Raw genomic sequence first — 26,686 nt, forward strand, 5'->3', positions numbered from 1 at the left:
AATGACACAGAATTATGATGTCATTGTCGTAGGGGCAGGGCACTCTGGAATTGAAGCTGGATTAGCGGCAGCACGTCGTGGCGCCAAAACGCTGATGTTAACGATTAACTTAGACAATATTGCGTTTATGCCATGTAACCCATCAGTTGGCGGACCAGCGAAAGGTATCGTTGTTCGTGAAATCGATGCCTTAGGTGGTCAAATGGCTAAAACGATAGATAAAACGCATATCCAAATGCGTATGTTGAATACAGGTAAAGGGCCTGCAGTACGTGCATTACGTGCACAAGCTGACAAAGTATTATACCAACAAGAAATGAAACGTGTATTAGAAGATGAGCCTAATCTTGATGTGATGCAAGGCATGGTTGATGAGCTTATCATTGAAAATGATGAAGTTAAAGGTGTGCGTACAAATATTGGTACGGAGTATATGGCACAAGCCGTTATATTAACGACGGGAACGTTCCTTCGTGGTGAAATCATCTTAGGAAACTTAAAATATTCTAGTGGCCCTAATCATCAATTACCATCTATTACACTAGCAGATCATTTAAGAGGTCTTGGATTCGATGTTGTACGTTTTAAAACAGGTACACCACCACGTGTGAATGCTCGATCAATTGATTATAGCAAAACGGAAATCCAACCGGGTGACGATGTTGGTCGTGCATTTAGTTATGAAACGACAGAGTATATTTTAGACCAACTTCCGTGTTGGTTAACATATACAAATGGTGACACGCACAAAGTCATTGATGATAATTTACATTTATCTGCGATGTATTCCGGTATGATTAAAGGAACAGGTCCAAGGTATTGTCCATCTATTGAAGATAAATTTGTGCGTTTTAATGATAAGCCACGTCATCAACTATTCCTTGAGCCTGAAGGACGTCATACGAATGAGGTCTATGTCCAAGGCTTATCGACAAGTTTACCAGAGCATGTTCAACGCCAAATGTTGGCTACCATTCCTGGATTAGAAAAAGCAGACATGATGCGTGCAGGTTATGCGATAGAGTATGATGCGATTGTACCAACGCAATTATGGCCAACACTTGAAACGAAAAAAATAAAAAACCTTTATACTGCTGGTCAAATTAATGGTACGTCAGGATACGAAGAAGCAGCAGGCCAAGGTTTAATGGCAGGAATCAATGCGGCAGCGCGTATTTTAGGGAAAGAAGAAACGATTTTACAACGTTCTGATGCCTATATTGGTGTATTAATAGATGACCTCGTTACGAAAGGGACAAATGAACCGTACCGTCTCTTAACATCACGTGCAGAATATCGCTTACTTTTACGTCATGATAATGCAGATTTACGCTTAACTGATATTGGCTACGAATTAGGACTCATTTCTGAAGAACGTTATGCAAAGTTCCAAGCAAAACGACAACATATTGAAGCAGAAATAGCCCGTTTATCTCAAATCCGAATTAAGCCAAACGAACGTGTACAAAGTATTATTGAGCGTGAAAGTGGTTCGCGTTTGAAAGATGGTATTTTAGCGAAAGAATTATTACGTCGCCCTGAAATGACTTATACAACCATTTTAGAAATATTAGAAGAAACGTCTCAATTAGGTTCAGATATTGAAGAGCAGGTAGAAATTCAAACGAAATACGAAGGCTACATCACGAAATCTTTACAACAAGTTGATAAAGTGAAACGTATGGAACAAAAGAAAATTCCAGAAGACTTGGATTATAGTAAAATTGATAGTCTTGCAACGGAAGCACGTGAAAAACTTACGGAAGTAAAACCATTAAATATTGCACAAGCATCACGAATTTCGGGTGTAAACCCTGCCGATATCTCCATATTGCTCGTGTATTTAGAACAAGGTAAATTGCAGAGGGTGAAATAAATGAGTGTCACATGGTTAGCATCTCAACTTGAATCTCATGGTATCACGTTATCGGATAAGCAAAAACAACAGTTTGAAACATATTATGATATGCTTATCACATGGAATGAAAAAATTAATTTAACAAGCATCACTGAAGAGCATGAGGTGTATTTAAAACATTTCTATGATTCTATTACACCAAGCTTTTATCATGATTTCACTCATGATATGCATTTATGTGACGTCGGTGCAGGGGCTGGTTTTCCAAGTATTCCATTAAAAATCGTTTTTCCCAACATCCATGTCACGATTGTTGATTCTTTAAATAAACGTATTCAGTTTTTAAATCAACTTGCACATGCATTAGATCTTGAAGGTGTACATTTTGTACATGATCGTGCAGAAACATTTGGGAAAAATCAAGACTACCGAGGGTCTTTTGATATTGTAACAGCAAGAGCTGTGGCACGTATGGCAGTTTTAAGTGAATTGTGCTTACCACTTGTTAAAACGCGGGGCATGTTTATCGCTTTAAAATCATCAAAAGGTCAAGAAGAACTAGAAGAAGCACGATTTGGCATTGGTGTTTTTGGAGGGCGTATTGGTGATGTGCATACTTTTGAATTACCAGAAGATGCAGGAGAAAGACAAATTATTAAAATTGAAAAGCGTAGTCAAACACCTAAAAAGTACCCAAGAAAACCTGGCACACCAAATAAATCACCTTTAATCGACTAAATGGTGTAGGTTTGGGATGGTTTAAGGGAGAGAAGACATATGAAAAAACCTTTTTCTAAACTATTTGGATTAAAAAATAAAGATGAATTACTTGAGGTTGTAAACGATAGTGCACAAGGCGTGGAGACGATTAAGATTGAACGTATTGTGCCTAACCGTTATCAACCGCGTCAAACCTTTGACCCTGCACGCATTGAAGAACTCGCTGAGTCTATACACGCGCATGGATTACTTCAACCCATTGTCGTACGACCTATAGAAGAAAATATGTATGAAATTATAGCAGGTGAACGCCGTTTTCGTGCTTTACAACATCTTCATAAAAGTGAAGCGGATGTCATTGTTAGACCACTCAGCGATGAAGAAACTGCGGTTGTAGCACTTATCGAAAACATTCAACGTGAAAACCTGTCGGCAGTTGAGGAAGCAGAAGCGTATAAGAAATTATTAGCGTTCGAAGGTATTACCCAATCAGAACTTGCGAAAAGCGTTGGTAAAAGTCAAAGTTTTATCGCAAATAAGTTGCGCTTGCTTAAACTGGAGCCGATAGTTCTGGATGCGGTACGTGAACATAAAATCACGGAACGTCACGGACGTGCTTTAGTTGGACAACCGTCTGAACGCCAAAAAGAAATGTTAGAAATCATTTTAAATGAACAATTGAACGTGAAGCAGACAGAGGAGCGTCTGAAAGCGACACATACAGCTGTTGAAAAACCTGAAGACAGTGAAATCGTCACAGCGCGACCTCCTGAATTTGTACGTGATATTTCGGAAGCACGAGATATTATTGCCGATAGTTTATTAGAAATTAAAGCGAACGGCATTAAATATGAACAAAAAGAAAAAGATCATGACGACTATTATGAAATTAATATTCGGGTCTATCGAAAGTAACTCAGGACATTTCCTGGGTTATTTTTTTGTCAAATATTAAAAAGAGACTGAAGCTCATTAACATACATAAGGCTGAGACTATGTTGGTGAGAATGCTTAAGCTAACATGCTCGTAGAAGTAGCCATATTTAGTATGTAATATAATGACATAGAAAAAACCTTCAAAATTCATGAGGGTATGAACTTTGAAGGCGTAAATACATATTTTATAAAGAATATTAAATGGTTTGAAGTAAACGATGAAATAAGATATGCGACGTCATTGAACTAGCGTCTTGAAAAGTCACCCTTGTATTACAGTGTGGCTTTTGCGGCTTCGATTGCGTCACTTGTGAGTTCATGGCTATTTACCCAATAAGATGTAACATGTGCGCCACGTTGCTTAAATAATTGTTCCACGTCATGACTTTGTTGAACAGTGACGATTGGATCATTTTCACCCATGGATAGGAACACGGATTTTTGTGATAAGTCTAAATGTGTGTCAACGTCCAAAGGGTAGAGTGGCGCAAAAAGTAAGCCTTTACGATATGGCATATCCGCATTTAATAATAATTCAATCGCGATATTCGCACCATTTGAAAACCCGACTAAAATCACATGATTGATATCAAACCCATAGTGTTGTGCGGCCGTTTGAATATATTGATGCAGTTCATGGGCGCGGAATTTTAAATCTTCAACATCATAGTTGCCTTCACCATGACGTTTGAAAAACCGGTTCATCCCGTTTTCTAAAACATTTCCTCGGACGCCAAGTGCGTGATACGATGGGTCAAGTAATTCAGCTACGGGTAATAAATCATGCTCATTGCCTCCGGTACCATGTAAAAGTACAAATGTCGGTGCCTGTGCTTGACCTTGTTTAAAAATATGTTCCATTTATTTTTCACCTCGTTTAAATCTAGGTCGTTCAATTGTAAAAAAGTCACCTAATGTCGCATAATCATCACCGGCAAGACGGCTTACCGGTTGAAGTCTGGCTACATCCACATAACCTTTTTCGGGATCGTAAAGTGTCTCATCAATATAGAGATGTGTGATTTCTAATAGCATTAAGTCTGAGACAGTATGCCCTTCCGTCTTAATTTCAATATGCTCATATAGCCTTGTCTCAAATCGTACAGGGCTTTCATTTAAAGCTGGAATGCGTGATGTTGACGAATGACAAGTTGTAAACTGAGTCAAATCAAGTTCACTGTTATTGATATTCAATGGTGCAGCGGTTTGATTCGCATCATGAACATTAGTTTCTGTCACCACATGTACGATTGCCTCCTTAAGTGATGCGATATGATGGGCAGTATCTTTCATGGCGCCATCGTCGTGTCGCTGTATTGCTACAGATAGGATGGGCGGTTGTGATGACACGATATTAAAGAAACTAAATGGTGCAATATTCGTGATACCTTCTTCAGATAAAGTTGTAATGAGCGCAATGGGTCTCGGCACAACGGTGCCAATTAAAAACTTATATAATGCGTGTTTTGTTAAACTTTCTGCTTGAATATGATACATCTCATCAGACCTCCACATAGAGAATTAATGGGATCGTTTTGTATTAAATGGTCTTATTTCTGATTCTATAAAGTCTCTTTTGCTTTCTAAAAATGGTGGTAAAGATAGTGATTCACCTAATGTTTCATAAGGTTCATCTCCCATGAAACCAGGACCGTCTGTTGAAAGTTCAATTAAGATATGTCCAATGCGTGCATAGAGTGCTTTAAAGAAGAAGCGGTCAATGATGCCTGAATTTCTTACGCCTAATGCTTCATAACGTTCAAACCAATCTTGTATTGCTGTATCATCTTCAACACGGAATGATACGTGGTGTACTTCACCGTAGCCTTGACGTGCTTGCGTACCTTGGTCTTTACGTAAAATCACTTGTCCCCCATTACCACCTTCACCTACTTCTAAAATCGAAACATCTTCTGTTTCTAAAATAGGTGTCATGCCATAAAGATCAATGAGTGTTTGTTTAAATTTGTCATAATAACTTATTGTAATTTCAATGGGACCTAATCCATAAATCGCTTTATCTTCTGGGACAGGTCCATTTTTCCAAGGTACGCCAGGTGCGACACCTGTATTATTTTCATCAGAAATCAATTGGTAAGTCTGACCGTCCTCTTCTTCAAAGGGTAACACTTTTTTACCGAATAAGTCTTGAATACCATCATGTTTTACATTAAATGCATCAAAACGTGCTTGATAGTATTCGAGTGCTGCATCATTTGGAACACGAAATGAAGGACGGCTGATTGAATTTGTTCCTTTTTGACCTTTTGGATTGTTTGGAAAATCAAAGAATGTCATATCAGTACCTGCATTGCCTTCATCATCGGCAAAAAATGTATGGTACGTATAAATATCATCTTGATTGACTGTTTTTTTCACAAGGCGCATGCCTAAAACATCTGTAAAAAAGTGGTAGTTACGTTCAGCATCATCTGTCATTGCAGTCACATGATGAATACCTTTTAATGGAAATTGAATCATAATCAAATCTCTCCCTTAATTATATTTCTAATTCGAAATAATTTTAATGTAAAAATCAAGTACACTGAGCCCATATTACTCGGCTTGTGTACTAATGCGTTTGAGAACTTTTTGTAAACTTTCAAGTTCTTCTTCTGTTAAATCTGAGAATACTGAAGCAATAGCGTCAGCGTGCTGTGGAAAAATCTCTTCCATAAATGCTTGTCCTTTATCAGTAAGTGAGGCATAACTCACACGTCTATCTTTTGGATCTTGACGACGCTTTATATATCCTTTTTTCTCTAAGTTAGTAACGACATACGTGGTACTACTACTTGCGATTAAAATGCGCTCTTTAATGCGTTGAATGGTATGTTCTCCACGATTGTAGAGCACTTCTAATACAGCAAATTCTGTAACATTGAGACCATATGATTTGATATCTTTATGAATTTTCTTATCTAACATGTCGTTTGTGCGTTTAAGGCCAATAAAAACTTTTAATGACGTCTCTGTACGATTCAAAGACAACACCTTCTTTGTTTATTATTTCGAATTCGAGATAATTATAACCGATACTATCATTTCTGTAAAGTAGAAAGTTTCAAAATAATGTGCTGAGTTGTGTATGGAATGATATTACAAAACAGAAAATGCAATGTTATTAAATTGTTAAACAAACGCTTTTGTTTACTACTGTTTTACAAAATGACTTTAAATTAATAACAAACCTTGCTTGGTGGTATAAATATGTTACCATGCTGTTAGCTTTAATAATGCATTAGTTTTAGGAGGATTTATATGAAAAAAGTAACAGCTGCGACAATCGCTACTATTGGATTTGCGACGTTTGGTCTCATGCATGGAGATGCCGAAGCGTCAGAAGGTATCCAACTGTCAGCTTATACTACAACATTTTCAGAAGAAACGAATGATTATATTACGATAGATGTGCATGGTAATTATCATCATACAATAGATGGTCATTGGGATGTGTCGATGTTTGAACAAGGTTTATATCAATCATCATATACTGATGCCAACGGTCATATGCACTATGTGTATTACACACAAACATTCCAAAATGACAATAGTGACACACCTAGCCAATCTCATGAAGCCATTCAAGCCCAATACCGTAATAATCAATCACAATACGATGCGTCACAGGCGTACACGCAGTCTCAGGGAGATTGGCATGTAAATGCGACAGATCAAACAGGTAATGGTACACAAGGTGGAAGAGCCGCTTCTTATGGCATGCCTCAACAACATTCTGGTGGTAATGCTCAGCAAAATCATGACGGTACGTCGAACACGAGTCAAGCTGCGTCGGGATGGCTTAAAAAGTATCCGAAGTGGCAACCATATGGACAGTATACGACAGGTGGGGCACACTACGGGGTAGACTACGGTATGCCTGAAAATACACCAGTGTATTCATTTACTGATGGTAAAGTTATTGACAGTGGTTGGAGCAATTACGGTGGAGGTAACCAAATTACTATTCAAGAAGCGAATAGTAATTATTACCAATGGTATATGCATATGAATCAATTAAATGTTCAAGCAGGTGATACTGTTAAAAAAGGACAACAAATTGGTTTATCAGGTAGCACTGGGAATTCTACAGGTCCACACTTACATTTCCAACGTATGTCAGGTGGCATAGGAAATCAGTATGCAGTGAACCCAGACAATTATTTAGCAAATCAATAACCATTAAGACGGGTGTGTCTCTACGATAGACATACGCGTCTTTTTTATATTAGCGTTGTTTTAACACGGCACGTTATGTCTAAATACTTTTATAGCATAATATTGGTTAAATGGTGCGCAATGGTGGTATCATTTTTATAGTAGGAAAAATAATGATAAAGGATGATTGCTATGGTAGAAGTTAAACATGGAGAAAATAAGTTTTATGTCGGAGAGTCAGAAAATCATTTCGATGCGCTGATGACTTATGTTCCATCAGGTAATGATCGTATTATTATTGACCATACTGAAGTGAGTGACCATTTACAAGGTCAAGGTATCGGAAAAAAACTTGTACAAGCAGCGGTAGATTATGCGCGTGAAAATGACAAGATGATTTTAGCAACGTGCCCATTCGCAAAAGGCATTCTTGAAAAGCACTCAGAATATCATGATGTATTTCAAAAATAATAGACAGAGATAGGTGGCGTAATAATGGTAGAAGTTAAAACATTAGAAGAATTAAATGAAGCCAACGTAGAGCATGCACAGATTGTAATAACAGACAATATTAATGTGGAAAGTCCCATTACTTTAGCAACAGGTGTGCAACTTGAAGGGAAAGCGCGTTCAATCGAAATTACAGGCAATGGTCAATTGATTATCCTAACTGCAAATAACGCATTAAAAAATTTGACTTTACGTACTAAGAAACATGAAGATGCGGTGAGTTTTCAATCGCAAGGTGTGAACGGTGACTTTAAACTTGAACATGTCACAACTTATGGTGCGGTTAATCTTACTGCAGACGATGCTTCTGATGATATTCATGTGGAAATCACTGATGTTAATGTGGTAGAAGCGGATGTTACTCACAAATCTGAAGGACCTTCTGGGTTTGGCGTTACTGTTATTCAAGGGGGGCTTACGGTTTGGAATCGTACGCCACAGATTCGTTTTGATACGCAAATTACTGATGTTTCCATTGGACGTGACGGCGAACCCGTGAATGGTAGCGGTGTTTTCGTATCAGGTACAAAAGAGGCAAAAATTCACGCAAATTTAATTACGACTAAAGATGTTTATACGCATGGTCTATTGAAACAAGGTGTAGCTGATCGTATTTCTGGTGGTGTATTTACAGTAAGTAATGCACATGTTGAACGTGTAGAGAACCATGGTATTACAAAAACGTACGGGTTTAATGACATGGTTCTTGATAACTGGGGTGCTGTTAAAGAATGGATTGTTCAAAATGATGTGTTGTCAGAAGGTACCAGCGGAATCGGCTTTGTGAATTTCGGTCATATTCAGTTGTTGGATATTCAAGCTCCAATTATGACTAAAGGAACAGGTGCGCGAGGTATTAATAACTATGATGGAACGATCAAGGAACTTCATTTAAAACGCATTGAGACACATGGTGATGGTGCAGTAGGTATCCAAATCAGTAAGCCTGTGGGTCAAATTACGGTACACGAAAATGTGGAAACGTATGGTGGCACAGGTGAATCATTAGTAAAAGGTGTCATTAAAGAATTATCTGCGATTGGCATTAGTATTTTAGATGGTGCAGAAGTAGAAGGATTAGAAGTTAAAGGCAATGTATATACGTACGGCAAAGAAATTGCGCCAGTTCAAAACGAAGGCATTGTTAAAAATGGCTTAAATATACATGGAGAAGCAGCAAATAAATTTGAATAGTGCTTTCTTTGTTTTATAAGGTAAAAGAAGGTGGACATAACAATCCTGTATATCAATACAGCCATCAAAACGTATTCATATATTACTCCCTATAAAGTAGACACTTAAAAAGTGAAAACTTTATAGGGGGTTTTTGTATGAGGAATTAAACATGACTTTGATTACTTCCTTAGCCGAGAATTCAGAGGTACCTCGAAAAGCGAGGTGTTAGGAATAATCAAAATGAGGTGGTTGATGTCCTGCCTTCTTTTTGTCATCATCTATGAGGGAAGACTTACCGCTGTGTTTTAATAGGTGATTTTCCAATTTGATTTTGTGCCATTTTTAGCGGTACTTCATAATGTTGACAATGTTGCCATGATAAATGGTCTTTAAAAATATGAAATCCTTGATTAAAAAATGTTTGTAAGTCATAAAATGATTCTGGAGTTACAGCATCTAATGGATAGATTAATTCTGTTAATGACGTATCAAAATACGCGTGATCCAATAAAGGTTGATCAAATGTAAACGATGCATCGACAAATGGATAGGGCAATATAAAGAAAGTTGGACCTTCAAATGTTTCGTCTCCAAACCAAAAGCCAAATTCGATAAAATGTTCATCAAAAGCTGCGTATTCAATCACTTGCGAAGGTTTAAATGTTTCGTGAAAAGCGTTGTAATTGAGTAACGTGGATATATCAAATGTTCCCCAAAACAAGCCTGGCTTCACTTTACGCGCACGAAATGGAGCAATAAATTGGCTTAACGCACGTACCGCAAATTTCATTAACTGTAAAACTTCTAAACTTATTTTTTCATTATAGTGATGATGAACGGTATCTTCATCAAAAGGTGTAAGATCCGCTACTTCTTGCGGTACAGGGTAGATTGAAACATCAATATCGAATTGTTTTAACGTACGTGTGATCCAGATGTAATAGGTTTGGATGGATGTGCCATCTTTTAATGGATAATCAGCGCGGCCACGATCTGTTACAATTTCGATTCGATGCGCTTGTAAGTCGACTTGGATGGTATAGGTACAATCATGATAGAATAATAGACCTGTTGAAAAGCCGGTCGTTGTAACGTCTAAAATAACATGTGCCCATTGGGGTTCTTGAAAGGCACTCGCAAGTTTATATTTACCGAGCATTTGCGCAATGCGATGCAGTGTGTCGCGTTCTTTTTGCCATGCTTTCATTTTAAGCATATGGATGACCTCCTTAACGTTTTCAATGAACTATACCCGCTTTTAAAAATACATAAAAAACATGTAAGTTTGGTAATGTGTGATATTGTTTAATATTCGCTATTAACACAGCATCTGAATTGAATGCGCTTAATACGCATAATAAAAGCCTTCAGCGTATATCTCTAAAAGTTTACGTTGAAGGCCATTTTTATATGAATTTTACGTGAAAAGCATTATAAAGAATACGTACTATTCTTCTACAGAGAATTCAGCATCAGCTTCAAATTTTACATCTTTACCAATCATAACGCCGCCTGTTTCTAAAGCTTGGTTGAAATCTACGCCGTATTTTTCACGGTTGATTTTACCTGATACAGAAAAACCAGTAACTTTACCACCTGACATAGGATTCACACTAATGCCATTAAAATCGAAATCAAATGTTTCTTCATGTGTTTGACCAGCTATTGTTAAATCTCCAGTTACGCTATCTTCAGTAATTTTAGTCGTTTTAAATGTAATTTCTTTGTTTTCATCTGTGTTGAAGAAATCAGCTGATTTTAAGTGATTATCACGATCTTTGTTACCTGTATTAATTGAATCAACATCAATTTTCACTGTTGCTTCTACAGTTGAAAGGTCGTTTAGATCACCAGTTAACTCGACATGATAATCATCAAAAGTGCCTTTAACTTTAGATACCATTAAATGTTTAATTGAAAAGTCTAATGTGCTGTGTACTTGATCGAAATTATATTTTGCCATTTTAAAATGCCCCCTAGTTATGTTTTATTACTTTACGGTATAAATAATATACCATAATTCAAACCATTTCAAGCAAAAAATTTCAAATTCGAAATAAAATTTAACAATCGCACAATTCTAATGGTGTTCACATTAACTGTTTACCTAAGTCATACGATATTGAAACATCCTTTTTAAAGTGACGATGAAAAGCGATACCTTATAAATTTGTGAATCTTCAATGTCGTCTTAGCGCGTTTCATTACTTTAGATGCCATAAGAAAACTTCGGGAAAAAAATGCGACGAAGGTTGAATCGCGGTAAACACGTAAGCGCGACATTTTATTTTTTGAATTTAAATTTGTGTCAATATTGTGAATGAAGAGCATATCGTATACAATATTAGAAAGCGCTTTCAAAATTATTTAAGGGGAAAAAGGGGGAGTACGATGATTACGTTTATTGTTTGTATCATTGTGTTGATTTTAGGCTATTTTACTTATGGAAAATATATTGATTACATGTTTGGTCCTAAATATGATCGACCAACACCAGCACACGACCAACGCGATAATGTCGATTATGTCCCAATGAAAACATCTTCTAATTCACTTATACAATTACTTAATATAGCGGGTGTGGGACCTATTTTTGGACCGATTATGGGAGCACTCTATGGTCCGGTTGCCTTTATATGGATTGTAGTTGGATGTATTTTTGCTGGAGCGGTCCATGATTATTTAACAGGGATGATTTCTATTCGAAATCGTGGTGCACATTTACCACAGCTTGCTGGGAAATTTTTAGGTCAAGCAATGAAGCATGTGGTGAATGTCTTTACATTATTGTTACTTTTGCTAACAGGAACGGTTTTCGTAACGAGCCCTGCCTTGTTACTTCATAATTTAATGGATGGTCGCATAGCATTAGGCTTTATTATTTTCGTGATTTTTGTGTACTATATTTTATCGACAGTATTGCCAATCGATAAAATCATTGGACGTATTTATCCTGTATTTGGGGCGTTACTTGTCATTAGTGCTGTGGGCGTAGGATTCAGATTAATTCAAACTGGCGCGCCAATTCCTGAGTTAACATTACAAAATATGCATCCTGACCATGCGCCGATATTTCCTCTGCTGTTCTTTACGATTACTTGTGGGGCGTTATCAGGTTTTCATGCGACACAGTCACCGATTATTTCACGTACGACAAATAAAGAGAAAAATGCGCGTGTGATTTTTTACGGTATGATGATCGCAGAAGGTATCATCGCAATGATTTGGGCAGCGGCAGCGATGAGCTTGTTTGGTAGTTACGGAGGTTTACAAAACGTATTGGCTCAAGGTGAAGCGGCACTTGTAGTAAGTAAAGTCGCAACGATGCTTTTAGGTTCAGTGTTTGGAACAATTGCTATTTTAGGTGTTATTATTTTACCGATTACAAGTGGTGATACATCATTTAGAAGTGCGCGGATGATTATTGCAGATTATATTCATTTAGGACAAAAGGCCATTGGTAAACGATTTCTTGTGGCTGTTCCGTTATTTGTAGCAAGCTTTTTACTGACTCAAATCGACTTTACGATTTTATGGCGCTATTTTTCTTGGGCTAATCAGACGACTGCAGCGGTCGCATTATGGGTAGGTGCAATGTATTTGTTGATTGCGAAGAAAAACTTTTGGGTAGCGGCAGTTCCAGCAACGTTCATGACATGGAATTTGTTCACTTATATTTTAAGTCAACCAATAGGATTCGGTTTGGACCTTAATTTGAGCTACGTTATCGCAATAGGGTGTACGGCGTTATGGCTCGGCTATTTCATTTACCAATATCGTAAAAATACAGTTGGCGCCACTTTTGTATTAGATCATCCTGTAAAAAAACAAAAGGTGCCCAGCATCTGAAATAGTATGATAATAAAATAATGGAATTTAAAGGGCGTTGTCAGATGTACTGGCAACGCTCTTTTTAGTGTGACCTGAGACTACCTCTTTGTTTATTTGTTATTCTACGAAAGTGTTTTATTATTCGTTTCTATCTGTAAATGTTAAAATAAGTGTCGAAGAAAAGGAGATGACCACATGATAGTAGAATCCATTCAAGGTAATATCGCAAATTTAACACAAGAAGAAAAACACATGCACATTGAGAAAGTATATCTTGAAAATTCTGATCTCGTTAAACGTATCCAACGTGTCACAACGGATCACGGTACAGAAATAGGCATTCGCTTAAATCAGCCCATCGATTTACAATATGGAGATATTTTATATCGTGATGAAAGCAATATGATTATTATAGATGTTAATTCTGAAGATATTATCGCGATAAAGCCACGCTCGTTGAAAGAAATGGGTGACATTGCGCATCAATTAGGTAACCGTCATTTACCTGCACAATTCACTGACACGGAAATGCTCGTTCAATATGATTACTTAGTTGAGGACCTATTGAAAGGTTTAGGCATTCCTTATGAACGTGAAGCACGTAAAGTCAATCAAGCCTTTAAACATATAGGACATTCTCATGATTAATCAAGCTGAACTAAAGCTCTTTCAATTTTGTGATTCACAATTTCCAACGGGTGCATTTAGTCATTCATATGGATTAGAAACGTACATTCAACGGAATGACGTCGACGATGCGGCATCGTTTCAAAACTGGTTAGAAGTGTTTCTTACAGAGCAGTTAACGTATACCGATGGTTTAGCGATGCGTATGACGTATGAAGCGGTTGAAAATAACAATATCGCAGAAATGAAACGCATTGATCAATTATTGTTTGTACAAAATATTCCTAGAGAAACGCGTGTGGGTACAAAGCAAATGGGAAAACGTATGGCACACTTGGCACATACGCTTTATGATGACCAATGGTTAAATTGGTATTTTAAAGAAGTCAGTGCATATCGGCTTCATGGTCATCCTGCAGTAGTATTTACATTATTAGGACATCATTTAGGTATTGCTTTAGAACGAATTATCGATTATTTTTTATACCAAAATATTTCAAGTTTAACGCAAAATGCGGTGCGAGCCATACCGTTAGGACAAACAGAAGGACAAAAAATTGTTATGGATATGATGGCTTTTATTACAGAAACGCGTAAGTCTATTATGCATCAAGAAACATCCAATTTTGGACTTACTGCACCAGGCATTGAGATGAATCAATTAGAACATGAAAATGTGAACGTTAGAATCTTTATTTCGTAGGAGGATTTAATATGAAACCTGTAAAAATTGGTATTGGGGGTCCTGTTGGGGCAGGCAAAACGCAACTTATTGAGAAAGTCGTGAAACAATTATCGAAGGATAAAAGTATAGGTGTCATTACAAATGATATTTATACAAAAGAAGATGAAAAAATTCTTGTCGCAACAGGTGTTTTACCTGAAGATCGTATCATTGGCGTTGAGACCGGAGGCTGCCCGCACACTGCCATCCGTGAAGATGCCTCTATGAATTTTGCGGCAATAGATGAATTAATGGAACGACATCCTGATATAGAATTATTGTTTATTGAATCAGGTGGTGATAATTTAGCAGCAACATTTAGTCCAGAACTTGTGGACTTTTCAATCTATATCATTGATGTTGCGCAAGGAGAGAAGATTCCTCGAAAAGGGGGGCAAGGGATGATAAAATCTGATTATTTTATTATCAATAAAACAGACCTTGCGCCGCACGTTGGTGCCTCTTTAGATCAAATGGCTGAAGATACGACGAAGTTTAGAAAAGACCGCCCCTTCACATTTACGAATTTAAAAACAGATGAAGGTTTAGAAGATGTCATCGCGTGGATTCGTAAAGACGTTTTTCTTGAAGGATTAGCATAGTATGGCCATTTCAGATTGGACAGGGGAACTGGATCTCACATTTAAACATGATGGGTCCAAAACGATAAATGGTAAAACGTATTTTCAAGGTGGGCTCAAAGTATTACGTCCATCGTATCTTAATGGCAGTCCACATCCGACTATGTTTTTAATTCAATTAGGTGGTGGCTTTGTCGATGGTGACCGCTACCGGATGCACATACACTTTGAAAAAAATGCGCATGCTGTTTTAACAAATCAAGGGGCGACCATTGTTTTTAAAACGTTGGCAGATCGTGTGGAACAATATCAAACTTTCATGTTGGAGGATGAAAGTTTTATGGAATACATTGGAGATCCAATTATTGGTTATACACACGCTAAATTTTACCAACATAATGTTTTTAAACTGTCAAAGCATGCGACAATGTTTTATTCAGATATTCTGACTCCGGGTTATGACAAAGAAGGGCGTATGTTTCAATACGACTACTTACATTTATTAAATGAAATTGAAGTGGATGGTCAATTGGTTGTTTATGATCATTTACGATTAGACACTCATAAAAATAAAGTATCTGATATTGGATATATGGAAGGCTTTACCCATCTAGGGACATGTTTTTATATGAGTCCACACGTGAACCAAAAATGTGTTGAAGCGGTTCAGGATGTGGTCACTCAGCACATTAATCCTACATGTCGTGTCGGCGTCACATTATTGCCGACACATGGGCTAACGGTACGTATATTAGCACAGTCTACGGATGTCATTAATCGCGTGATTCATGATGTACATCAATTTGTGATGACGACCTATCACGAAGAAGATGCACAATTTTTACGGAAGTATTAATTAGTGGTGCATACGCTTAAAAAGTTGCTACCTCAACTTTAATTGACTCTAAAATAAAAAAAGGCAGTGACAAAGCAGACCTGTTAATTAAAAATAAGCCAACAAAATTCATTGATACATGAACTTTGTTAACTATTATTTATCTATATATATCGATTTAGTCTTAGTGATAGACACTATGATGCATTGTGATTGATCCCTTAGCCGAGACTTCTGAGGCATTTAGCCGTAATCGAAAATCCATTTTGAGAGCAAAAATCTAAAAGATTTTTGCTCTCAAAATTAGTTGAGGTAAGGCGCCTAGAAAAGCGAGGCGTTAGGGACAATCATAAGTTTAATGATTTATATCCCAGCTCTTTTTTATTAATGATATCATCTTGTTTAAATGATTTATAATGCGATGAAACCATTGCTATCTAACGTATTATTAAATTCTTCTAAATCTTCTTCTGAATTTAATTCGTCAATTTCTTTAGTCGTATCGTCTTTGGTTAATCGGTTGCCTTCTAAAAGATAATTTGAGTAACCAGAGTACGCATATTTTACCTCTGGGTCAGAGTATTTGCTTGTTTCAGTGACTTTTACTGCAGTAATTAACGTCACTCTAGTGTCTTCGATGTCGTTCACGGGTGAGATTTTTTCAGACGTGTCATCACTATCGCTTGAACCAAAAGCAAATTCTGATTCTACATTATTGCTCGTTTTAAAGTATTGACCAATTTGTTCGGTAGAGGATTTTGAATAACTTGAACTTTTAAAACGATCATTAATAAGTTTAGTGTTGTCTTCTAATAAAGCGCTCACGTTTTCTAGCTTATTAATGTCTTTTAAATCTTTTACTTCTAATTCATATGTTGTATTGCCCTTAAAGTTCGTGGATTCACTATCATTAATTTGCTTGACAACTTCTTCAGGTACTTCTAACTTGACTTTATCTCCATTTTTCAGTTTTCCATTATTTGGGACGGTAAATTCAAAGTTTGAAAGAGATAGCTTTTTGATTGATTCAGGTGCATCTTTATATAAAAGATGTAGTTGCCCGCTACCATTCAATCCAGTAAATGTTGGATTTAAGCCTTCAAATAAAGATTTTGCATCAAGAGATTTCGGATTTTTTAAACCGGACACTTTAAATTCTTTAGTGAATTCTTTTGCTTTTAGTTGATACTCTTTTGACATGTTTTTCTTAATTTTTAACGTGACTTTAATTTTGTCACCATTTGATAATTTATCTTCTTTATCAATATCAAGGTCAAAGCTTTCTAATATCTTTCCTGCTTTCAACAATTGATCTTGTTCTTCTTTAGTGAATTTTTCGCTATCTAAGTCGTCTGTATTACCTTTTTCAATCATCTCAATGACATCTTTATTTTTAAAATCTGCCTGTCTTAATGCTTGAGCTAAAAGTTTATTTGTAATTTTTTCTAAGGACTTATCAGTGATATGTGCATAACCTGATCCGTTGTATCCTGAAAATTCGACTTTGACATCATCTTCTACATTTACTTTCTTATTTTTAATGAATACGAATGTGAGTAAAATAATGACAGCTAACGCCACAATACCACTGATAATAAACCATTTGTACTTTTTAATGAAATCCATCTGCGCTCCCACCCTTTTTTAAGTTTTTAAATATCAATAAAAATTGTATTGTGGTAATCATAACATAAAATGATAAAATGTAGGTTGGTATATATACTTTAAATAATATAAGTTGTTATTGTTTTTAAAATTACAAAAATAACATTCTATAAATCTATTAAGTTAAAGTGCATTTAATGAGATAACATTTATATGGATGCCGAAAAAAAAGAGAGGTGATATTGAACACCTCTTAAGAAAGTTAAATATAAGTAGAATTATAAAAGTTGAAGAATGTTTTTAAGGATGATGATTGCTACGACAATGATAATGATACTTGAGCATTTGTTTAATATAATAATAAATTTACCCGTACGATCGACATGACCTACAAAACGTCCCAATAAGACTAACGTGATAAACCATACCCATGATACCGTAATCGTTGCTAGCGTAAAGATGACTTTTTCACTTCCTGTATAAAGCGCTGCACTTGTCCCGATAACGCCGATAGTATCCATAATCGCATGCGGATTTAACAGTGAAACTGAGAGGGCAAAGCCAATTTGTTTCTTAGCCGACATTTGTGTCTGCTTTTCTATTGACGCAGGCTTTTCACGCCATAATGACCAGGCCATATAAAGTAAAAAAATGAAACCAATGATATAAACGACCAATTGAAGCGTAGGTAAAGACATCAACACTAAAGAGACGCCTAAAACCGCAAGTAAAATTAATAACGTATCACATAAACCTGCAGTCACGATGACCGGTAGGGTACGCACCCAATTTTTGTGATTTGCCCCTTGATTAAAAACAAAGACATTTTGAGCACCTAACGGTAAAATCAAGCCTAATGCGAGTAAAATGCCATGTAACACTGCTTGCAACATTTTAATCACACTTTCTCTTGATATTTCGGTTTATTACGTTCTTTGATTGTTAATGTAATATTAATCACCATCCAAGTAAATTGAATCGTGAACGGAATAATGAATTGTGCCAGCCAAATTAGGATTATAACGAAATAAATATGTATAGCGTCAGATGAAATTTGATGAGCTGGGCCATTCATATTTAATATGACGATTACTCCAATAATAGACAATAATAACCAAAAGGCATTAAAAATCCACCATATAATCCACGATATTTTCATAAAAAATCCCCCTAAGATAAGTATGACATTGATGTTGATGCATCATTTAAAAAATATGACGTCATCATTAACGTTGATATATGTAAACTTTTGAATACGAAATAATGCAATTTTTGCTTGGTGTTGTATTAGCGGTATAACGGCTATTTTTTAGATTTAATCAGATTGAAAATGAACCATATGATTTGAATGCAACATGGAATGATATAAAATACACTCCATACACCGATGGAAATCAGTTTTAATTCTGGCGTTTGAACTGTACCGGTACCGTCAACTTCACGTAACCATAAAAAAGCCGATACACTTAAATATAAAATGAACCAAAAAGCTGTTATGATGCTCCACAACACCCACGATGCTCTCAACATAACGTCCTCCTATAAAAATTATTTATTATTAAATATAATAACATAAAAATGATGGATAGGACGTAAAGCTTTTCAATTTATAATTGTCCCTAACACCTCGCTTCTAGGCGTTTTACCTTAAAAAGGAATTTCGGATTCGGCTTTATGCCTCAGAAATCTCGGCTAAGGAATCAATTGCAAGTCATCATAGTGTCCATCATTAAAAATATATTTATTTATATAGAAAAATAATAGCCAACAAATTCATTAGTTCATGAAATTTGCTGGCTTTTTGATTTTTAGAGTTGTTATTTTTGAGTCCCCGATAAATTATCATTTTTTATTCTGGAAGTATCGCAAAACTACGCACAGGAAATCCAGGAGCTTGATCAGGTTTTGGCGGGATGTGATAAATGATTGCGCCACGTGTAGGAAGTTGATCTAAATTGTTTAAAAGCTCAATTTGATACGTATCTTGTCCTAAAACATAACGTTCACCTGCGATATCACCATGTTTTCGAATATCAACAGAAGCATCGGTATCAAATGTTTCATGACCAATGGCTTTTACGTGACGTGTTTCGATTAAAAATTTTAAAGCATCAAGCCCCCAACCGGGAAGATGTTGATGGCCTTCAGCATCTTTATTTTCAAATTGTTCCGTATGAGGCCAACGTTTCGACCAATCACTTCGAAAGGCGACGAACGTGTCAGGTTCGATTGTCCCATTTTGTGCTTCCCACTGTTCAACGTGTTCACGTGTAAGCACAAAGTCAGCATTTTCCGCTACTTCTTTAGAAAAATCGAGCACAATTAACGGGAGTACCAATTCTTTAAGCGCCAATTCATGTAAGTACCGTGTGTGATCTACAAAGTGAATAGGGGCATCAATATGGGTGCCGTATTGTGTCACAAGCTGCCACTGTTGAACAAAAAATCCATCTTTTTGAACAGTGAATGGGGTGTCAATTTGAGCACCTTCAAACGCACTAAAGTGAGGGGAGTGTGCGTTGAAGGTATGTGTTAAATCCACCCATGTCAGGGACTTTAAATGATCAAGTTGTTGCCATAATGGATAGGACATGGCTATCATCCTTTCTAAAAGTGATTATGCTGTCGGTGTTGTCGTATGTTGACGTAGTTTTTTCGCGCTGTTCACGAGAACGTTTAAAGCGTCTTTCACTTCTGCTTCTTTACGCGTTTTCAAACCACAGTCTGGGTTCACCCAGAAGAGTGAGCGGTCAATTTGTTGTAAGCCTCTTTGAATGGCCGTCGTTATTTCATCTTCAGTAGGAATACGCGGACTATGAATATCGTATACGCCTAAGCCGATACCTAAATCATAATTGATATCTTCAAAGTCTTTGATTAAATCGCCATGACTACGTGATGTTTCAATAGAAATAACATCCGCATCAAGTTCATGAATCGCATGAATGATTTGACCAAATTGTGAGTAGCACATATGTGTGTGGATTTGTGTATGATCCGCCACTGATGATGTCGCCAGTTTGAAGCTATGCACGGCTTTACGTAAATAATCTTCATGATAGGCTTTACGCAGTGGTAAGCCTTCACGTAATGCAGGTTCATCCACTTGAATGACTTTAATACCAGCTTCCTCGAGCGCTAACACTTCCTCATTAATAGCTAAAGCGATTTGGTTTTGTACCTCTTCTCGCGGTAAGTCTACACGTTCAAATGACCAGTTTAAAATCGTCACAGGACCCGTAAGCATACCTTTGACAGGTTTGTCTGTTAAGCTTTGTGCATAAACAGTTTCTTTGACTGTTAGCGGTGCTGTCCATTTCACATCACCATATATAATCGGTGGTTTCACCGCACGAGAACCATAAGACTGCACCCAACCGAATTTTGTCACTAAAAATCCTTGAAGTTTTTCACCAAAGAATTCAACCATGTCGTTACGTTCGAATTCACCATGGACAAACACGTCTAAGCCAATATCTTCTTGAATATCGATCCAACGTCCAATTTCCGCTTTTAAGAATGTTTCGTATTCCTCATTTGAAATACGATTGTTTTTCCAATCCGCACGTTTTTTTCGTACTTCTGGAGATTGTGGAAATGATCCAATCGTCGTTGTAGGTAAATCAGGTAAATTTAAACGTTCTTGTTGTAATACTTTACGTGTTTCAAACTTAGATTCACGTGAAGCACGCACACTGTCAAAGTCGTATGTTAAATTTTTGAAATCTTGATTTTGGAAACGATCATATTGGGCCTGTAATGTGTCTAATTTTTCATGATTTCCTTCATTGATTGCACGCTTTAATGCATCTAATTCTTCTAATTTTTCTGTCGCAAAACTTAAACCATCACGTACCGTTTCATCCAATGTTTCATCATCTAATGATACCGGAACGTGAAGCAATGATGATGAAGGGTTGATATAAAGATCATCTGTATAAGTTGTTAATGTTTCAATGAGCGCTTTTTTAGCTTGAACATCAGCCGCCCATACATTACGACCGTCAATGATACCAGCGAATAATGTTTTAGATGAATCGAAGTCACCGTTTTTAATTTGTTTCAAGTTTTCTCCACGGTCATGTACAAAATCTAAACCCAACCCTTTTACCGGAAGGCTGCTTAAGAATTTGACGTTAGCGCGTTCAAAATACGTTTGAATGATTAATTTTTGAGCCACTTCAGCCCCTGCAAAAGCCTCATACGCCTCACGTGTAATGGCCTCTAAATCTTCACCATCATCTGTGACTAACACGGGCTCATCAACTTGAATCAATTCCGCACCTGCTTGAATTAAAGCTTCGAAAGCTTCGATATATAGTGGAAGTAGGGTACGTACTTTTTCTTCAAGTGATTGTTCGCCGCCTTTTGATAATTTGACGAAAGTAATAGGGCCGACAATCACAGGGTGCGCATTAATGTTAAGCGATTTCGCATAGTTAAAGCGTTCTAAAATGACATGACGCCCTAATTTAGGTGTGACATGATCCCATTCAGGTACAATATAGTGATAGTTTGTATTAAACCATTTAATGAGTGCACTTGCGACGTGTTCTTTATTACCACGTGCAATATCAAAAAGTAAATCATCATCAACCTCACGTCCTTGGAAACGTTCAGGGATAATATTAAATAGTAAAGATGTATCTAGAATATGGTCATAAAGTGAAAAGTCACCGACTGGTACACTATCTAAATGATGATTTTTTTGAAGTAATAAATTTTCACGTTGTAAATTGAGTAACGTTTCATCTAATTCTGCTTTCGTAATCGCTTGATTCCAGTAGTTTTCAATCGCTTTTTTCCATTCACGTTTACGTCCAAGTCTTGGGAATCCTAAGTTAGTTGTTTTAATTGTCATAATATAACCTCCTGATTGGTTGATGTGATTGATTTTGAGTAAGCTGCAAGTTCTAAAGAATAGTCGACACGTTCGAACGGTGTAATGAGATATAAACCATTAAAGTATTGATGTACGGTATCAATTAATGATTTACAAATGGAAATGGAAAGTTCGTATGTCGCCGCTTTATCACCTGCAACAGCTTTGAAGCGTGCTAATACATCGTCAGTCATTTTGATGCCCGGCACTTCGTTATGAAGAAATAGCGCATTGTTATAACTCGTGATAGGCATGATACCTATAAATAAAGGCACGTTGAGATGTTTCGTTGCTTCATAAATTTCAACAATTTTTTCTTTAGTAAATACGGGTTGCGTAATGAAATAATGCATGCCACTTTCAATTTTAGTTTCGAGTTTTCGGACAGCTGCATCAATATTTCTGACATGAGGGTCAAAACCACCAGCGATGTTGAAATTGGTACGTCTCTTCAGCGCATCACCGTCTGTGTTAATACCTTCATTAAAGCGTAAGGCAAGTTCTGTTAATCCTTTAGAGTTCACATCATAAACATTCGTCGCACCTGGGAGATGGCCTACTTTTGAAGGGTCTCCAGTTATGGCTAAAATTTCGTTAATACCGAGTAGTGATAAGCCAAGAAGATGTGATTGTAAACCGATGAGATTACGATCACGGCAAGTAATGTGAACAAGTGGCTCAATATGATACTTTTGTTTGATTAAACTTGCTGCGGCCACGTTGGAAATGCGGACCGTAGCGAGTGAATTATCTGCTAGCGTTACGGCGTCAATATTGGCGCGATCCAGCGCTTCGATATTTTTAAAAAAACGCCCGGTATCAAGGTGTTTTGGTGTGTCCAACTCAACAATAATGGTAGGTTGTCTTGTCACGCGTTCTTTTAAATTAAGTTTTGATGACGGATGTTGCGTACTCTCTTGTTTCTTATGAATGGGTATCACTTTTTTATGTTTAATCGGTTTTAACCCCTGCACGGACGTTTTAATATGATGAATATGTTCTGGCGTGGTCCCACAACAGCCGCCGATAATCCGAACACCTTCTTGAATTAATTGTTCTGCGACTTCTCCAAAGTACGTCGCATTATTACTGTATTTAAAGTTATTATTTTCAATATCTAACAAGCTGGCATTTGGATAACAGGAAAGATACGCGTGCGATGGTAGGGCAATATGGCTAAAGGTATTTTTCATATGGTGCGGTCCATGGTGACAATTTAAACCGACGATATTGGCCCCAGCCTGAATGACTTGTTCTAGTGCATCATTAATCACAGTGCCATCTCTTAAATAATTTGTATTCGAAGCGGTTAATTGGGCTATGATTGGAATGTTGTACTTTTTACGCGTCGCTTTAATAACGGTGAGCAGTTCATCCAAATCGTAGTATGTTTCAAATAAAAGACCATCCACACCGCCTTGTACTAAACTATCTACTTGAATTTCAGTATGATATTGAATGGCAGGTAGTGAGAAATTACCTTGTTTAATGCCGCGAAAGCCACCTATAGTGCCAAGGATGAACGTATCTTCTTTAGCAGCACGCTTTGCGATGGCAACAGCAGCTTCATGAATGTCACGTACTTTATGTTCTAAACCGAACGCTTTTAACTTTTCAAAATTGGCACCGTAAGTGTTAGTTTGAATAATGTCAGCGCCAGCCTGTATATAGGAACGATGAATATGTTCAACTTTTTCTGGGTGCGTTAAATTGTAAGCTTCTGGACATGTATCAAGTCCTTCAGAGTAAAGGATTGTTCCCATTGCGCCATCAGCCACTAGAATATTGTCTTTTAGGGTGTTTAATAAGCGACTCATCGTAAACCTCCTTTAATGCGTCATCTAAGTCTTTAATTAATGTATCGGTGTCTTCTAAGCCAACGCTAAGTCTAAATAATCCAAATGTGATGCCCCTTGCTTCTCGAATGTGTTGAGGTATGGCCGCATGGGACATAGAGTGGGGATGTGATAGTATCGTTTCTACGCCACCCAAACTTACAGACACTAACGGCAGGTGTAATGCATCGACAAAAGTTTGTGCAAGATGTTCGTGTTTAAGTCTAAATCCAAATACAGCACCACCATGCGTGGCTTGGTTAAGATGCACGGGGCTATAACCTGGGTAATATACGTCAGCAATAGCCGGATGTTGTTCTAAAAATCGCACGATGCGTTGAGCACTTTTAGATGCGTATTGAAAGCGCACATCGAGCGTTTTAATGTGTTGTGTTAATGTCCAACTGTCGTAAACAGAAAGGCCTGAACCTGTACCGTTTTGTATTAAATAAATGGCTTCAGCAAACGTAGCATGATTTGTAACAACGGCACCGGCAATTAAATCGCTATGACCGCCCAGAAATTTCGTAGCACTATGAATCACGATATCAGCGCCTAAATCTAATGGATTCTGAGCCATTGGTGTCATAAACGTATTGTCTACAGCTAATAAAAGATTGTGACGTTGTGCAATTTTAGCGACTGCGCGAATATCCGTTATTTTAAATAATGGATTAGACGGTGTTTCAATATAAATCAATTTTGTACGAGGTGTAATATATTTTTCAAAATTTTCTGTCTTTTCAGCGTCGACTGTTGTGAACTGAATATCGAATTTACTTAAAATTTGTTCTGTTAATCGGAAGGTGCCACCGTAGACGTCGTCAGGCAATAGGACATGATCACCTGCTTTTAGAGTAAGAAAAACACTCGTAATCGCACTAATACCTGAGTTAAATGCAAAGCCATGTGTACCGTTTTCGAGTTCAGCCAGTTTTCTTTCGAGTAGTTCTCGATTAGGATTACCACTTCTTGCGTAATCATATGTGGTTTCTCCACCTAGCTTATGTTGGTGATACGTCGATGAATAATACAAGGGTAAATTCGCACTTTGATACGTTTTGCCGCGATGGTGGTCATGAATCAGTTGCGTTGTTTTGGAATGGGTCATTGTATCACCCCTTCTCGTGATTGATTTAAAGCCTGTATAAAATCTGATTCAATATCTTCATAGGCTTCGATACCTAAAGACAAACGTATTAAGTGTTGATCGATACCACGTGCATCTTTTTCAGCGTCCGGCATATCGACATGTGTTTGCGTGTAAGGAAAAGTGATAAACGTTTCCGTTCCACCTAAACTTTCTGCAAATCGAGAAACATGAATATGATCGAGTAACTTTTCCACACTATAATTTTGTTCTAAACGTAAACTTAACATGCCCGTTCGTCCACTGTAGAGGACCTCTTGAATACCCTCTAAATGTTTACAGCGTGCAGCTAAACGTTGCGCATTTTCTTGAGCGCGTGCGACTCGTAAATGTAATGTCTTTAAACCACGTTGTAATAAGTAGCTGTCAAATGGTGACAATGTAGCACCAATCATGTTGTGAAGGAGCGCAAACTGATTGACCAAATCAGGATCTTTGACAGTAACAACGCCAGCTAACACATCATTATGTCCACCGATATATTTTGTGGCGGAGTGTAATACGATATCTGCGCCGTCATTTAATGGCGTTGATAAATAAGGTGTTAAAAATGTATTGTCTATAATCGTGATAAGTCCATGTTGTTTGGCTAACGAGTAGTATGGTTCAAGGTCTATTTCGATCATTAATGGATTGGAAATCGGTTCAATAAAAAATGCTTTTGTATGGGATGAAATCTGTTGTTGTACATGCGTAACATCTTCAAAATGCACATATTTAAAATGAACTCCGTATTGCTCTTCGTAATATTGAAACAGCCTAAACGTCCCACCGTATAAATCATAGGAGACAAGGATTTCATCTCCTGGTTTAAAAAGGCTACAGACTAGTTGTACGCTTGCCATCCCACTCGCAGTTGCAAAGGAGGCTACTCCGCCTTCAAGTTTCGCAAACGCAGTTTCAAAAGCATGACGTGTGGGATTTTTTGTACGTGTATAGTCATAGCCCTTAGAGAGACCCAAACCTTGGTGCTGGTAAGCAGTAGATAAATAAATGGGATTTGCTACAGCACCTGTCGTATCTTCAGTCAATGCAATTTGCGCGAGTTCTGTATCTTTCATATGGTTTAACCTCCTCTATCGTTTTAGAATAAACAAACAAAAAAGCTTCCTTCCTTTACACCCGATTTGTAAATCGGAAATAAAGGACGAAAGCTTTGTTCGTGGTACCACCTTAATTTGCTACGCCATCACTGAAGTAGCCTCTTCCAGTACGCCATGTTAATAAAAGGTACATAGAAGTGTGGAACAATTCCAGT

General features: G+C 37.2%; 26 protein-coding genes and 1 other annotated feature (1 of these 27 cut by a window edge). Of the genes, 11 read left to right on the top strand and 15 right to left on the bottom strand.

The genetic code is table 11. The annotated features are described in order from the left end of the window. Position 1 precedes the first annotated feature (1 nt). Genes mnmG through CD172_RS01180 form a run of 3 tightly spaced genes read left to right on the top strand, consistent with a single transcriptional unit; the run spans position 2 to position 3,493 of the window. Entirely contained in the window at positions 2 to 1,876 is a 1,875-nt protein-coding gene (gene mnmG / locus CD172_RS01170; RefSeq protein WP_103345205.1) for a tRNA uridine-5-carboxymethylaminomethyl(34) synthesis enzyme MnmG, read from the top strand. Then, the gene (rsmG, locus tag CD172_RS01175) at positions 1,877 to 2,596 is read left to right on the top strand and encodes a 16S rRNA (guanine(527)-N(7))-methyltransferase RsmG (RefSeq protein ID WP_103345206.1); all 720 of its coding nucleotides are present in this window, start codon (positions 1,877 to 1,879) and stop codon (positions 2,594 to 2,596) included. Between the two features lie 39 nt (positions 2,597 to 2,635). Beyond that, the gene (locus tag CD172_RS01180) at positions 2,636 to 3,493 is read left to right on the top strand and encodes a ParB/RepB/Spo0J family partition protein (protein ID WP_103345207.1); all 858 of its coding nucleotides are present in this window, start codon (positions 2,636 to 2,638) and stop codon (positions 3,491 to 3,493) included. 294 nt (positions 3,494 to 3,787) lie between these two features. On the opposite strand, the gene CD172_RS01185 is transcribed toward CD172_RS01180, so the two are convergent. From CD172_RS01185 to CD172_RS01200, 4 genes are all read right to left on the bottom strand, one after another. Beyond that, a complete protein-coding gene (locus CD172_RS01185; protein ID WP_103345208.1) occupies positions 3,788 to 4,375 on the bottom strand; it encodes an alpha/beta hydrolase in 588 nt (195 codons plus the stop codon). Next, on the bottom strand, positions 4,376 to 5,011 hold the full coding sequence (locus CD172_RS01190; protein ID WP_103345209.1) for a flavin reductase family protein: 636 nt from the start codon (positions 5,009 to 5,011) through the stop codon (positions 4,376 to 4,378). It abuts the gene before it with no gap. 24 nt (positions 5,012 to 5,035) lie between these two features. After that, positions 5,036 to 5,995 (bottom strand): ring-cleaving dioxygenase MhqE, encoded by a 960-nt coding sequence (mhqE, locus tag CD172_RS01195; RefSeq protein WP_103345210.1) that lies wholly within the window; start codon positions 5,993 to 5,995, stop codon positions 5,036 to 5,038. Positions 5,996 to 6,070: 75 nt separating this feature from the next. Beyond that, positions 6,071 to 6,499 (bottom strand): MarR family winged helix-turn-helix transcriptional regulator, encoded by a 429-nt coding sequence (locus tag CD172_RS01200; protein WP_037565140.1) that lies wholly within the window; start codon positions 6,497 to 6,499, stop codon positions 6,071 to 6,073. A gap of 276 nt (positions 6,500 to 6,775) precedes the next feature. Between CD172_RS01200 and CD172_RS01205 the strand changes: the two genes are divergently transcribed. The 3 genes from CD172_RS01205 to CD172_RS01215 all read left to right on the top strand — a co-directional run bounded on the left by CD172_RS01205 (position 6,776) and on the right by CD172_RS01215 (position 9,376). After that, positions 6,776 to 7,693, top strand: a complete 918-nt coding sequence (locus CD172_RS01205) for a M23 family metallopeptidase (RefSeq protein ID WP_103345211.1) — start codon at positions 6,776 to 6,778, stop codon at positions 7,691 to 7,693. Positions 7,694 to 7,864: 171 nt separating this feature from the next. After that, on the top strand, positions 7,865 to 8,143 hold the full coding sequence (locus CD172_RS01210; RefSeq protein ID WP_037565137.1) for a GNAT family N-acetyltransferase: 279 nt from the start codon (positions 7,865 to 7,867) through the stop codon (positions 8,141 to 8,143). A gap of 24 nt (positions 8,144 to 8,167) precedes the next feature. Further along, complete coding sequence (locus CD172_RS01215) at positions 8,168 to 9,376, top strand: hypothetical protein (protein ID WP_103345212.1); 1,209 nt, start codon at positions 8,168 to 8,170, stop codon at positions 9,374 to 9,376. Positions 9,377 to 9,650: 274 nt separating this feature from the next. On the opposite strand, the gene CD172_RS01220 is transcribed toward CD172_RS01215, so the two are convergent. Beyond that, positions 9,651 to 10,574 (bottom strand): DUF5996 family protein, encoded by a 924-nt coding sequence (locus tag CD172_RS01220; protein ID WP_103345213.1) that lies wholly within the window; start codon positions 10,572 to 10,574, stop codon positions 9,651 to 9,653. Positions 10,575 to 10,805: 231 nt separating this feature from the next. Then, positions 10,806 to 11,321, bottom strand: a complete 516-nt coding sequence (locus CD172_RS01225) for a YceI family protein (RefSeq protein ID WP_037565133.1) — start codon at positions 11,319 to 11,321, stop codon at positions 10,806 to 10,808. 428 nt (positions 11,322 to 11,749) lie between these two features. Here CD172_RS01225 and CD172_RS01230 point away from each other — a divergent pair, with 428 nt between their 5' ends. The 5 genes from CD172_RS01230 to CD172_RS01250 all read left to right on the top strand — a co-directional run bounded on the left by CD172_RS01230 (position 11,750) and on the right by CD172_RS01250 (position 15,977). Continuing rightward, the gene (locus tag CD172_RS01230; protein WP_103345214.1) at positions 11,750 to 13,207 is read left to right on the top strand and encodes a carbon starvation CstA family protein; all 1,458 of its coding nucleotides are present in this window, start codon (positions 11,750 to 11,752) and stop codon (positions 13,205 to 13,207) included. 177 nt (positions 13,208 to 13,384) lie between these two features. Next, complete coding sequence (gene ureE / locus CD172_RS01235) at positions 13,385 to 13,837, top strand: urease accessory protein UreE (protein WP_103345215.1); 453 nt, start codon at positions 13,385 to 13,387, stop codon at positions 13,835 to 13,837. Next, positions 13,830 to 14,519, top strand: a complete 690-nt coding sequence (locus CD172_RS01240; protein WP_103345216.1) for an urease accessory protein UreF — start codon at positions 13,830 to 13,832, stop codon at positions 14,517 to 14,519. Before ureE ends, CD172_RS01240 begins: the two co-directional genes overlap by 8 nt. A gap of 11 nt (positions 14,520 to 14,530) precedes the next feature. Continuing rightward, positions 14,531 to 15,142 (top strand): urease accessory protein UreG, encoded by a 612-nt coding sequence (gene ureG, locus CD172_RS01245; RefSeq protein ID WP_060552180.1) that lies wholly within the window; start codon positions 14,531 to 14,533, stop codon positions 15,140 to 15,142. Between the two features lies 1 nt (position 15,143). Continuing rightward, positions 15,144 to 15,977, top strand: a complete 834-nt coding sequence (locus CD172_RS01250; RefSeq protein WP_103345217.1) for an urease accessory protein UreD — start codon at positions 15,144 to 15,146, stop codon at positions 15,975 to 15,977. 390 nt (positions 15,978 to 16,367) lie between these two features. On the opposite strand, the gene CD172_RS01255 is transcribed toward CD172_RS01250, so the two are convergent. From CD172_RS01255 to CD172_RS01295, 9 genes are all read right to left on the bottom strand, one after another. Next, entirely contained in the window at positions 16,368 to 17,582 is a 1,215-nt protein-coding gene (locus CD172_RS01255) for a hypothetical protein (RefSeq protein ID WP_103345218.1), read from the bottom strand. Positions 17,583 to 17,839: 257 nt separating this feature from the next. Next, entirely contained in the window at positions 17,840 to 18,454 is a 615-nt protein-coding gene (locus CD172_RS01260; protein ID WP_103345219.1) for a LysE/ArgO family amino acid transporter, read from the bottom strand. Positions 18,455 to 18,459: 5 nt separating this feature from the next. Next, positions 18,460 to 18,720 carry a hypothetical protein gene (locus tag CD172_RS01265; protein ID WP_103345220.1) on the bottom strand — a complete coding sequence of 87 codons (261 nt, stop codon included), beginning with the start codon at positions 18,718 to 18,720 and terminating at the stop codon, positions 18,460 to 18,462. 143 nt (positions 18,721 to 18,863) lie between these two features. Next, the gene (locus CD172_RS01270; protein ID WP_103345221.1) at positions 18,864 to 19,091 is read right to left on the bottom strand and encodes a DUF3923 family protein; all 228 of its coding nucleotides are present in this window, start codon (positions 19,089 to 19,091) and stop codon (positions 18,864 to 18,866) included. Between the two features lie 319 nt (positions 19,092 to 19,410). Then, positions 19,411 to 20,154 (bottom strand): cyclase family protein, encoded by a 744-nt coding sequence (locus CD172_RS01275; RefSeq protein WP_103345222.1) that lies wholly within the window; start codon positions 20,152 to 20,154, stop codon positions 19,411 to 19,413. Positions 20,155 to 20,178: 24 nt separating this feature from the next. Further along, on the bottom strand, positions 20,179 to 22,425 hold the full coding sequence (metE, locus tag CD172_RS01280; protein WP_103345223.1) for a 5-methyltetrahydropteroyltriglutamate--homocysteine S-methyltransferase: 2,247 nt from the start codon (positions 22,423 to 22,425) through the stop codon (positions 20,179 to 20,181). Then, entirely contained in the window at positions 22,419 to 24,260 is a 1,842-nt protein-coding gene (locus CD172_RS01285; RefSeq protein ID WP_103345224.1) for a bifunctional homocysteine S-methyltransferase/methylenetetrahydrofolate reductase, read from the bottom strand. Before CD172_RS01285 ends, metE begins: the two co-directional genes overlap by 7 nt. Continuing rightward, positions 24,214 to 25,389, bottom strand: a complete 1,176-nt coding sequence (metC, locus tag CD172_RS01290) for a cystathionine beta-lyase MetC (protein WP_103345225.1) — start codon at positions 25,387 to 25,389, stop codon at positions 24,214 to 24,216. The genes CD172_RS01285 and metC overlap by 47 nt, the downstream gene beginning before the upstream one ends. Then, positions 25,386 to 26,489, bottom strand: coding sequence for a PLP-dependent transferase (locus CD172_RS01295; RefSeq protein WP_103345226.1), 1,104 nt, complete (start codon positions 26,487 to 26,489; stop codon positions 25,386 to 25,388). The genes metC and CD172_RS01295 overlap by 4 nt, the downstream gene beginning before the upstream one ends. A 79-nt stretch (positions 26,490 to 26,568) precedes the next feature. Continuing rightward, positions 26,569 to 26,686 (bottom strand) — a binding site (T-box leader); it runs 175 nt beyond the window's last position.

Source organism: Staphylococcus agnetis (genome assembly GCF_002901865.1).
Classification (GTDB): domain Bacteria; phylum Bacillota; class Bacilli; order Staphylococcales; family Staphylococcaceae; genus Staphylococcus; species Staphylococcus agnetis.